Source organism: Pseudoalteromonas espejiana DSM 9414 (assembly GCF_002221525.1).
Taxonomy (GTDB): Bacteria; Pseudomonadota; Gammaproteobacteria; order Enterobacterales; family Alteromonadaceae; genus Pseudoalteromonas; species Pseudoalteromonas espejiana.
The window spans coordinates 3,128,126-3,139,330 of record NZ_CP011028.1 but is presented as its reverse complement, the minus strand read 5'-3'; the positions used below and the strand labels follow the sequence as shown (position 1 = coordinate 3,139,330).

10 protein-coding genes are annotated in these 11,205 nt (G+C 41.5%); 8 read left to right on the top strand and 2 right to left on the bottom strand.

Annotated elements, in window-relative coordinates; genetic code table 11:
* Nucleotides 1-44 precede the first annotated feature (44 nt).
* The 5 genes from PESP_RS20475 to rlmB all read left to right on the top strand — a co-directional run bounded on the left by PESP_RS20475 (nt 45) and on the right by rlmB (nt 5,314).
* Complete coding sequence (locus PESP_RS20475; RefSeq protein WP_164504430.1) at nt 45-215, top strand: hypothetical protein; 171 nt, start codon at nt 45-47, stop codon at nt 213-215.
* A complete protein-coding gene (locus PESP_RS14195) occupies nt 212-1,315 on the top strand; it encodes a sensor histidine kinase (RefSeq protein ID WP_089348613.1) in 1,104 nt (367 codons plus the stop codon). Before PESP_RS20475 ends, PESP_RS14195 begins: the two co-directional genes overlap by 4 nt.
* The gene (locus PESP_RS14190; RefSeq protein WP_089348612.1) at nt 1,312-1,926 is read left to right on the top strand and encodes a response regulator transcription factor; all 615 of its coding nucleotides are present in this window, start codon (nt 1,312-1,314) and stop codon (nt 1,924-1,926) included. The genes PESP_RS14195 and PESP_RS14190 overlap by 4 nt, the downstream gene beginning before the upstream one ends.
* Nucleotides 1,927-2,072: 146 nt before the next feature.
* A complete protein-coding gene (gene rnr / locus PESP_RS14185) occupies nt 2,073-4,574 on the top strand; it encodes a ribonuclease R (protein ID WP_089348611.1) in 2,502 nt (833 codons plus the stop codon).
* On the top strand, nt 4,571-5,314 hold the full coding sequence (gene rlmB, locus PESP_RS14180) for a 23S rRNA (guanosine(2251)-2'-O)-methyltransferase RlmB (RefSeq protein WP_089348610.1): 744 nt from the start codon (nt 4,571-4,573) through the stop codon (nt 5,312-5,314). Before rnr ends, rlmB begins: the two co-directional genes overlap by 4 nt.
* A gap of 108 nt (nt 5,315-5,422) precedes the next feature.
* Here rlmB and PESP_RS14175 read toward each other — a convergent pair whose 3' ends face one another.
* Entirely contained in the window at nt 5,423-7,579 is a 2,157-nt protein-coding gene (locus PESP_RS14175) for a TonB-dependent receptor family protein (RefSeq protein ID WP_089348609.1), read from the bottom strand.
* A 286-nt stretch (nt 7,580-7,865) separates the two neighbouring features.
* Nucleotides 7,866-8,714, bottom strand: coding sequence for a LysR family transcriptional regulator (locus tag PESP_RS14170; protein WP_089348608.1), 849 nt, complete (start codon nt 8,712-8,714; stop codon nt 7,866-7,868).
* Nucleotides 8,715-8,840: 126 nt separating this feature from the next.
* On the opposite strand from PESP_RS14170, the gene PESP_RS14165 reads away from it, so the two are divergent.
* The 3 genes from PESP_RS14165 (at nt 8,841) to gcvH (ending at nt 11,140) form a co-directional block, all read left to right on the top strand.
* A complete protein-coding gene (locus PESP_RS14165; RefSeq protein WP_089348607.1) occupies nt 8,841-9,440 on the top strand; it encodes a hypothetical protein in 600 nt (199 codons plus the stop codon).
* A 100-nt stretch (nt 9,441-9,540) separates the two neighbouring features.
* Complete coding sequence (gcvT, locus tag PESP_RS14160; RefSeq protein WP_089348606.1) at nt 9,541-10,623, top strand: glycine cleavage system aminomethyltransferase GcvT; 1,083 nt, start codon at nt 9,541-9,543, stop codon at nt 10,621-10,623.
* 127 nt (nt 10,624-10,750) lie between these two features.
* The gene (gene gcvH, locus PESP_RS14155) at nt 10,751-11,140 is read left to right on the top strand and encodes a glycine cleavage system protein GcvH (protein WP_089348605.1); all 390 of its coding nucleotides are present in this window, start codon (nt 10,751-10,753) and stop codon (nt 11,138-11,140) included.
* Nucleotides 11,141-11,205 lie beyond the last annotated feature (65 nt).

Here is an 11,205-nt window from a genome sequence, read left to right as displayed (position 1 = left end):
ATTTTGAGCTTTGGCATAGTTACCTTACTTACTTGGAGGTTGCTATGAATACATTAGTTTTAATAAGCCTAACTATTAGCGAGTTTTTAGATTCATTAAGTTTTAGTGCTTCAATAAATGATTACTTTATACTCGTTACCTTTTTTGTGTTATTTATATTTATTAATAAAAATAGTGCTTTAAATAAAAATAATAACGTAGAGGTATTGATATGAGTGAACAAAATACACTTTCAAAACCAGCAGATAAAAAGTTTTGGCAATACGCGCCGTTAATTTTTACGGGGTTTTATTTATTACCCACGCTTTTTAATTTATCGCACTTGCCGGTAAATACAATTGTAATGAGTGTAGCGTTTTACATTGTATTTATTTTGCTTTACATCAAAGCCATGAACTGTGAAACAAAATCAATAACTACACTGTTTATAATGATGCTAGTGGTTTGTTTTAGCGCTACATTTTATACCACAGGCACGTCTACCTTATACGGGTTTATCACTTTTATAGCGGGTGAATCGTATAGTAAAAGGCACAGGGTATACGCAGTGTTTGGTATTGCTTTTACTGTGTTATTAAGCGCCTACTTAGCTGATATGGAAAACGTAAAATATTTTTTAGCGGGCACATTATTAATTTCAGCCGCATTATTTGCTTTTGGTATAGCTAGTCAAAAAGAGCGACTGCATAAAATGCGCGAGCAAGAAAGCGCTAATCAATTAGAGCAGTTAGCCGCTATTGCAGAGCGTGAGCGAATAGCCCGCGACCTCCACGACATTTTAGGTCACTCGCTTTCCTCTATTGCGTTAAAAGCTGAGCTTGCTAATAAGCTGAATCAAGGCGAGCGATACGAACAAGCAAATAACGAAATTGCCCAAGTAGCCGATTTAGCTAGGCAGTTACTTAGCGATGTAAGAAATGCAGTAAGCGATTTAAAACAACTCAATTTAGTAAGCCAAATAGCGCAGCTTAAACAAAGGCTTATTGAGCAAGAGTTTAACGTTACCTTTAACGTTATATTAAATACCTTACCCGCTAAAGTTGAAGGCATAGCTGGGCTTATAATCAAAGAAGCAGTCACTAATTTATTGCGCCATAGCAGTACAAAAAATTGCGAAATTAATATTGAGCAAACGCCGCAACAATTACTTATAACCGTAACTGATAACGCCCCTTGTACCTCATTAAACGCTGGTAATGGCCTAAACGGTATTAAAGAGCGTGCACAGCAACTTAATGGCAGTGCCACTTACACCTGTGGCGATAAGTTTACTTTAAATGTAATGCTGCCAATTACAGCTAAGGATTTACAATGATCAAAGTATATTTAGTGGAAGATCAAGCACTGGTGCGCGACGCAGTAGCCGCTTTGCTAAGCCTTGATTTTAATATTGAGGTAATAGGCCAATCAAGTAATGGCCAAGATGCGCTTAAAGCCATAAATGCGCTTAGCGACAACGCTTTGCCAGATATAATATTAACCGATATCGAAATGCCAAGCATGAATGGTATCGAGCTTAGCGAGCGTATAGCCGAAAAGTTCCCAGCAATAAAAATGGTAATAATGACTACGTTTTCGCGTGCGGGTTACATTAGGCGCTCGTTAAGTGCAGGTGTTAAAGGTTTTATACTAAAAGAAGCACCAAGCGATGAGCTAATAAACGCGCTAAAAAAAGTAATGCAAGGGCAAAAGGTTATTGACCCAGAGCTTGCCATAAACGCACTTGATGATGCCGACCCTCTCACCGATAAAGAGCGCAAAGCATTAAAACTTGCAAGCGATGGCCTTAAAACAAGCGACATAGCCAAGCAGTTATTTATAAGTGAAGGCACCACGCGTAATTACTTATCAGATGCAATAGCTAAGCTTAATGCCACAAACCGAGTAGATGCAGCACGTATTGCAAAGCAAAAAGGCTGGTTGTAAACGCCCTTACATTAAGTGGTGATTAAGCCCCACAAGCGTATGTTTTACTTATTAACGCGGTTTATTAAAAGTTTCATACGCTTTTACCTGTCTCATTTTACGTATATGGGTTAAAATACCTACATAACCAACTAACAAGATAGTGAATGTCAAACCAAGATCCAAATCTCAGCCGAGAACAAGAAAAGTACGAAAACCCAGTCCCTAGTCGTGAGTTTATACTTACTCACCTTCAAGAGCGTTCAAAACCAGCTAATTACACACAGTTATGTGATGAACTAGCGGTAAACGACACCGAGCGCCAAATTGCATTTAAGCGTCGCCTTCGAGCTATGGAACGCGACGGCCAGTTGTATTTTAACAAGTTTAAATGCTACGCCCTAATTGACGAAGCCGGTTTAACTAAAGGCAAAGTAATTGGCCACAGAGACGGTTTTGGCTTTTTAGAAGTTGAAGGCGAGAGCAAAGATTGGTTTATAGCCAAGCATCAAATGAACATGGTGCTGCACGGCGACATAGTACTTGCTAAAGGCACAAAGCGTGGCTCGGGTTCAAAATGTGATGCCCGCATAATTAAAGTACTTACCAACGAGCGCGCACCTATTGTAGGGCGTTATTTTGTTGAACATGGCATTGCAGTTGTAGTCGCAGAAGACCCACGTATTACCCAAGATATTATAATCCTTCCGGGTAGTGAAAACGGCGCGCGCCATAACCAAATGGTGCAAGTGCAAATTACGCAAAACCCTAGCCGTAACATGAACGCGGTAGGTAAAATTATTGACGTACTGGGTGAGCACTTAGCGCCGGGTATGGAAATTGAAGTGGCACTGCGTAATCACGATATACCGCATGTGTGGCCTGAAGAAGTAGAAAAACAAGTTGCCCACCTTGGCGAATTTGTTGAAGAAGCCGACAAACAAGGCCGTGTAGATTTACGCGACCTACCGCTTGTAACCATAGATGGCGAAGACGCACGCGACTTTGATGACGCCGTTTATTGTGAGCGTAAAAAGTCAGGCGGATGGCGTTTATGGGTAGCTATTGCCGATGTATCGCATTACGTAGGCATGAACACGCCACTTAATAAAGAAGCAATCGCACGCGGTAACTCAGTGTATTTTCCTGAGCAAGTAATACCTATGCTGCCTAAAGTGCTGTCTAACGGTTTATGTTCGCTTAACCCAAAAGTAGACCGTTTATGTATGGTTGCCGAAATGACAATTTCGGATGCGGGTAAGCTTTCAGGGTACAAGTTTTACGAAGCCGTTATGAACTCGCACGCACGTTTAACTTACACCAAAGTAAATGCTATTTTGCAAGGTGATGAAAAACTACGTGAAGAATACGCCTCAGTTGTGCCACATTTAACTGATTTACAGCAAATGTATATGGCGCTTAAATCGGCGCGTCAAACCCGTGGTGCTATTGAATTTGAAACACTCGAAACACGTTTTGTATTTAATGCTCATCGTAAAATAGAGTCAATTGTGCCGGTTATTCGTAACGATGCGCACAAACTGATTGAAGAATGTATGATTTTAGCCAACGTATCGGCGGCTAAAATATTAGAAAAACACGAAGCAAGCGCCTTGTACCGTGTACACGACGAGCCTGATCAAGAAAAACTAGGTAACTTTACGCAGTTTTTAGGTGAGCTTGGTATTCAAAGCACATTAAGCGATGAGCCAACACCAAAAGAAATTACCCAAGTATTGGCACGCTTAGGCGACCGCCCAGAGGCCGAGCTTATTCAAACCATGCTACTTCGCTCAATGAAGCAAGCGGTTTACCAGCCAGATAATATAGGCCACTTTGGTTTAGCATTACCTGCGTATGCTCACTTTACATCGCCTATTCGTCGTTACCCTGATTTAGTGGTTCACCGCGCAATTAAAGCGGTAATTAAGGCGCAAGGCCAACAAACATCGGGCGCGTATGCGTACACCGACGATGAAGTAGACCAACTTGGCGAGCAGTGTTCTACCACAGAGCGCCGCGCAGATGATGCAACTCGCGAAGTAGCCGACTGGCTTAAATGTGAATTTATGCAAGACCACGTGGGCGAGGAGTTCAACGGGGTTATTTCATCGGTTACTAATTTTGGTTTATTTATACGCCTAGACGATTTACAAATCGACGGGCTAATTCATGTTACTAATTTAGGCGACGAATACTTCCAGCACGATGCGGCTAAACACACCTTAATTGGTGAGCACACTCATACTGTTTATCGCCTTGGCGACAAAGTTACTGTGCAAGTGGCGTCGGTAAGCTTAGATGAGCGCCGCATTAACCTAACGCTTAATGGCGATGCACCACAAGACAGATACGCACGTCGTCGTGGTGGGCCAAAAAGTGCAGGGCGAGGTAAATCAAGCCATGCACCAGCAAGTGTAAGAGCTCAGCTTAAGGCTGGTAAAATTCCAGGTAAGCATTCATCTAGCGATGAGAAACCTAAAGGCGATAAAAAGCCAGCCAGTAAAAACAAAGGTAAACCAGCGGGTAAATCTGGCGCCAAGCCAGCAGGTAAAAAAGCCGCTGAAACAACCGCAAAGAAAAAACCGAAAAAAAAGGCAGTTAAAAAGCCTAAAAGACCAGGCAAAAACGCCCGTAAACGTAATAGCTCAGGAGCAAACAATACGTGAGTAATGAATTAATTTTTGGCTTTCACTCTGTAGAAGCAATTTTATCAAAAGAGCCAGAGCGTTTTTTAGAAATTTATGCCCTTAAAGGCCGTGACGACAAACGCTTAACCCCGATTATTAATGAAGCACGTAAATTTGGTATTTCTGTACAATTTATGCAGCGAAAAGCGCTTGATAACAAAGCAAACGACGAGCAGCACCAAGGTATTATTGCCAACGTAAAAGCTGCGCGTGTTTATAACGAAAAAGATCTTGATGAGATCATTGCTCGCGAAGACACACCGTTTTTACTTGTTTTAGATGGGATCACCGATCCGCATAATTTAGGTGCATGCCTTCGTAGCGCTGATGCTGCAGGCGTACACGCTATTATTGTACCTAAGGATAAGTCGGCCAAGCTTAACGGCACAGCACGTAAAGTAGCCTGTGGTGCGGCCGAAACTGTACCGCTTATTCAAGTAACAAACCTTGCACGTACCTTGCGCGAAATTAAAGATGCAGGCGTATGGGTGGTAGGCACCGCTGGCGAAACAGATACACATGTATTTGATGCAAACCTAACTGGGCCAATGGCCATAGTTATGGGAGCTGAGGGCGAGGGCATGCGCCGTTTAACGCGTGAGCACTGTGATGTACTAGTTAAAATTCCAATGGCAGGTTCGGTATCTAGCTTAAACGTATCGGTTGCTACCGGTATTTGTTTATTTGAAGTATTACGCCAGCGAAACGTAAATAACTAATGTGAGTTAGCTTACTTTATAAGTATTAAAAAAGCCGAGATTTAATAATCTCGGCTTTTTTGTATATATAATTTACGCTGGTGGTGAACCGTTTAACCAGCTTTAAACTTAAAAGCTATATGTGTAGCCCATCTGTACCGTACGTGGCTTTCCTGGCTGAATGCCGCCATTTGCACGATTAGCAATGTAGGTTTTATCAAATAGGTTATCTACGCTTAAATATACTTTTTGGTTAGCATCAATTAAGTATTTAGCAGCTAAATCCCATACTACACGGCTATCTATAGCGTCTAAGCCTGAGTCAGTTAAATCGGCATGAGCGTTTGATACATAGCGCATTTGGCTGTTAATCACAAAGTTAGAAAACTCAGCACCTAATGATAAAGCAGCTTGGTTTTCTGGTACGTATGGCATTGCATCGCCAGCGTTTACAGGCCCCCAAATTGCTGAATCAAAATCGTTTTTAAATTCAGAGTCGGTATAGGTGTAAGTAAATTTAACTGGAAATGCTATATTATCGGTATTAAAAGTGCGTGCTGCACTAAATTCAAAGCCCGACACTTCTACTTCACCGTAGTTGTATTGGTCACCAATATTGTCATCACTACAGCCAACCGCAGCGGTACAGTTACCATGCATGTTGTCGTAATCAGAGAAAAACGCAATTATTTCACCGTTAAACCCAGCTGCGTTAAAACGCGAACCAAATTCAATATTTACACTTTCTTCTTCATCTTGGTCTGCATTACCTGGGGCGGCTGGTGCATACCCTTTTTGAATGCCTGCAAGTAACGTTACGTTTTCGTTAAGAGTGTAAGTAGCACCTAAAGATGGCACTAAAATTTCAGTATCATTTGATACATTTTTAGTTAAACCATTGCTACGCGTTGAATCTGATTTAGCCCATTCTTCACGTGTAATTGTAATGTCTTCATAACGAAGGCCGGCACTAATTACTAACGCATCAATAGTCCACTCGTCTTGCACAAACAGTGTGCTTGCCTCTGCGCTATCTACACGGTTGCTGTCAGAGCCCGGAATGCCACTTTGGGTTAGCGTCATGCTTAGGTCTTGATTAAGCGTATAGGTGTCTTGCCATTGAAAACGATCCATTTCGTCTTCGTGGTATCGCACACCAACAGTCACGTAGTGATCGCCCGCAGGAATGTGCAATTCAGACTGAATACCTTTTGCTTGGTAGTCACGGTTATTAGCTTTAATACCAATACCCTCAATGCCTTCACTTGTTGGGTTTGCTTCAAAGTTACTGTATTGCTCTAGGTAGCTTTCGCTTACTTTGCTTGCTTTATACCAGTTGCGATGAAAGTCGTTTAAATAAGCAGTGGCTAATAACTCGTAGCCATCGCCAAAGCGGTATGCATAGTTAAGCTGATACGCATTATGGCGCGTGTTCATTTCATCATTTTGCGATGCAGCGTAACGACGATTAGGGTTTGCTTTGTAATCGTCTTCAGTTAAACCCATGTAAGTTTCGTCTGATGTTTCATCCGAGTACTTCACTTTTAGCTCAAGGCTGTGGGCATCATTTTCACCAAAAGTATGACCAAACTTTAATAGTAAGTCAGTTTTTTCAAAGCCTGTGTTGTCATCGCCAACAGGGAGTTCTTTAAAGCCATCTGCACCGTAAGTAAATACTTCAATTAGACCTGCAGTGTTGTTTTTTTCTTTTGAAAAATAAGCATGGCCTTTGTAGTAGCCATCACCACCTAAGGCTGCATCTACCATGCCTTTTGAGCTGTTAGGTTCGGTAGCTAAACTACGCGATACTAAGTTTAAAACACCGCCCGTAGTACGAGGGCCGTACTTAACCGAAGCCGCCCCTTTTAATACTTCTATAGACTCCATGCGGCCCATAGTTGGAAAATAATAAGCAGAAGGTGCAGAGTAAGGTGCCGGTGCAACTAATACCCCATCTTCCATTACTGATATTTTATCGTTACGGCCAGTACCGGTTCCGCGCATACCTATATTAGGGCGAAGACCATAGCCGTCTTCTTCTTGTACGTAAACGCCAGGTACTGATGCTAATACACGTGAAATATCGGTAAATTCAAATTTTTGTAGTTCTTCATCAGATATAAAAGTAGCAGAACCAGGGATGTCGTTTATTGCCTGCTCAGAACCAATAACGGTAATTTGTTCGAAGTTTTGCTCATTTTCACTGCTATCTTTGGCTGTTGCAGCAGCACTTAAAGATAGTGCAACGGCAGTTGCTAGGGTAGATACTAAAAACTTAGGTGTCATTGCGTGTCCTAATTTAATCATGTCAATTATGTAAATCGACGCAATTTAAACACGTTAACAAATACGAATCAATGTTATTACGAGTTTAACTGTTTACTTATTTAGAACATTTAGCAATAAGAATTAACTTAATTTTTAGTTTTACGTGATTTTTTATTCACTAAAAGTAAATAATTAATCTGAGGTTGAGTTAAGCGCTTTACTGCTGTGCTAGCTCATAATGAGGTTTAATGTAGTTAGCACTGGTAAGTCCTGCTTTTAATAGACTTATTTAACAAAAGGTAGGTTAATACCCTAAGCGTAGTGCTATAAACTCAGCAAGTTTATCTACAGCGTGTTCTGATTCGCCAGTACTTTTAACTAAGCTAATGCCAATGCTACCAAGTGCTGGTAAATGTTTACTTTGTGGCTGAAAATTAAGATCACTTGGCACCGTGCTTTTTGCCAGTACCGTAATACCTAACCCTTCTTTTATGGCTGCTATAAGGCCAGTTAAATCGGCATTACTATATACAATGCGGTATTTAATACCCGCACTTTTAAGTGCGTCGGTAGCTCGGCGTCTATAAATACAGCCCTCTGGTGCGGTAACCAAAGTAATAACCTCATTTTTAGCCAGTGCTAAATCGCCCACCCACACTAGTTCGTCTTGCATAAAAATAGGGAACTTATCAGAGTTAAGTTGCTCGTTTAGCGCTAACACTAAATCAAACTGATCCTGCCTTGAAGCCGAAAGCAAATGTTTACTAAGGCGCGATTTAACCTCCAAAGATACCTCTGGGTATAACGCCACAAAGTCGCCAATAATAGAGGGCAATATACGTGCAGCAAATTCGCTAGGTATGCCCAAGCGCACTTTACCGGTAATACTCTCAGAGGTGAATTGCTGCAAAATAGCGTCGTTATGTTGCATCATTTGTTTTGCCATTGGCAGTAGTAGTTCGCCGTATTGGTTAAGTACTTGGCGCTGGCCTTGTTTTTTAAATAATTTATAACCGAGTAAATCTTCTAGGCGTTTAATTTGTAGGCTTACAGCCGGTTGCGATAAGCCTAATAGGTCGCCTGCTTTTGCAAAGCCGCCTACCTCAACTACCATCACAAAGGTACGTAAACTGTCGGTCGAAATGTTTTTCATATTTAAAATTACAATTTATATAGCCATATATATAAGTATTATTTATCAATTGATAAATAATTACAATTTGTTGTTGTCACAGCGGCGCAATATACTTTTGGTATCAAAAATACATAGGTGTTTGTTATGACTTTTAATCCAATAATGTTTGCCCGCCACAGCAATGCTGCAAGCGCGGTTACTAATGCAGTGCAAGCTAATAACAACCTGGTTGTTATGGATTTTAGCGGCAGTGAAACCAGTGTATTTTTAAGCACTATATTAGGCTTAGATTTAACTAAGCTAACCGCTAGTGGCTTAGGCCTAAAAGGCACGCTCGATGGCGATTTAAATTCAGATTACAGTTTTGCCGTTTATTACTTTAGCGAAACCGCATTTAGATTTGTGCTACCGCACAACGCAAGCTTGCAATTACAAGCACTTATAAACGAGCAACAACTACGTTTTGATATTGATTATGTACTACGTAGCGACTTAGCAACTCTTGCACTGTGTGGTGAAAACGCCTTTGATACCTTAATAAGCGCGTTTAAATTAACGCCAGGGCTGCGTTTATCAAACCCGCAGCTATGTTATGGCGCGCAAAGCGGCGAAGTATTTATTACCGCAATAGATAAAAACGACGAACAACATTTTGTGTTAGTAGCTAAACAACAAGAACTTCAAAAATGGCAACAGCACCTGCAAGCACAAGGCTTTGCAATTATGCAAAGCGAAGCCGCTTAATACTTATAACTAACAGGTAAACATTATGTGTTTACCTGTATTAATAAAACCTATTTAAGCCACGCCCGCACAGGGTTAATTTAAAACGTGAAGGAATGTTATGACTTCTAAAACTGTACTACATGCTAAGCACCTTGAAGCAGGCGCAAAAATGGTTGATTTTCATGGCTGGGAAATGCCAATCAACTACGGCTCACAAATAGAAGAACACAATGCCGTGCGTACCGATGCAGGTATGTTTGACGTATCACACATGACGATTGTTGATATTGAAGGCGAACAAGCTAAAGCATTTTTACGCAAGCTAGTAGCCAACGACGTAGCTAAATTAACTGTACCGGGTAAAGCACTTTACACTGGCATGCTTAACGAGCAAGGCGGCGTAATTGACGACTTAATTATTTACTACTTTAGCGAAACCTTTTACCGCTTAGTGGTTAACTCGGCAACACGCGAAAAAGACCTAGCACATTTAGCAACTGTTTCAGCCGACTTTGCAGTAACCGTTACTGAGCGCCCAGAGTTTGCAATGATTGCAGTACAAGGCCCTAACGCAAAAGCAAAAACAGCCACACTTTTAAATGCCGAGCAACAAGCTGCTGTTGAAGGTATGAAGCCATTTTTTGGTGTACAAGTGGGTGATTTATTTATTGCCACAACGGGTTATACTGGCGAAGACGGTTACGAAATTGTAGTACCGAACGAGCAAGCAGCCGATTTATGGCAACAACTGCTAGATGCAGGTGTAGCGCCAGCAGGTTTAGGTGCACGTGACACACTACGTTTAGAAGCAGGTATGAACCTTTACGGCCTAGATATGGACGAAAGCGTATCGCCACTTGCAGCTAACATGGCGTGGACCATTGCATGGGAACCTGAAGATCGTGACTTTATTGGTCGTGATGTACTTGTTAAGCAACGCGCCGAAAAAAGCACACATAAACTCGTGGGTTTAGTGCTTGAAGAAAAAGGCGTATTGCGTAGCGGCTCAAAAGTAATTGTTGAAGGTGGGGAAGGGGTTATTACCTCAGGTACTTTTTCACCAACGCTTGGTTTTAGTGTAGCCCTTGCACGTGTACCGCGTTCAATAGGTGATACAGCCCAAGTAGAAATGCGCAAAAAATTAGTTAACGTTAAAGTAGTAAAGCCTAGCTTTGTACGTAACGGCAAATCAATCATTTAAAAATTTGGTGTTATCACCCAATAATACTAATCATATTGAGTTATTAACCACTTATAGCGCTTTATTTAGACCGCTCGAGTGGTTAAATATTTAAGTTGATTGGTATCAGAACCAAAGGAACAAAATAATGAGCAATATCCCTAGCGATTTAAAATACGCCTCTTCTCACGAGTGGGTTCGCAACGAAGGTGACGGTACCTTTACTGTTGGTATTTCTGCACATGCACAAGAGCTTCTCGGCGACATGGTATTTGTTGAATTACCAGAAGTTGGCGACGAAGTAGACGCAGGCGAAGACTGTGCAGTAGCAGAGTCGGTTAAAGCTGCATCAGACATTTACGCACCAATTGGTGGCGAAATTGTAGCAATTAACGAAGAGCTAGAAGATTCACCAGAAACGGTTAACAACGACCCATACGGTGACGGCTGGTTATTCCGCCTTAAAGCAACTGACGAATCAGAGCTTGAAAACCTACTTAGCGCAGAAGATTACGCTAACACAATCGACGAAGAGTAATACTCTTAGTCTAAAGCCCCGAGTATTTATATAAATATCGGGGCTTTTATGATTTAACAGCCTAC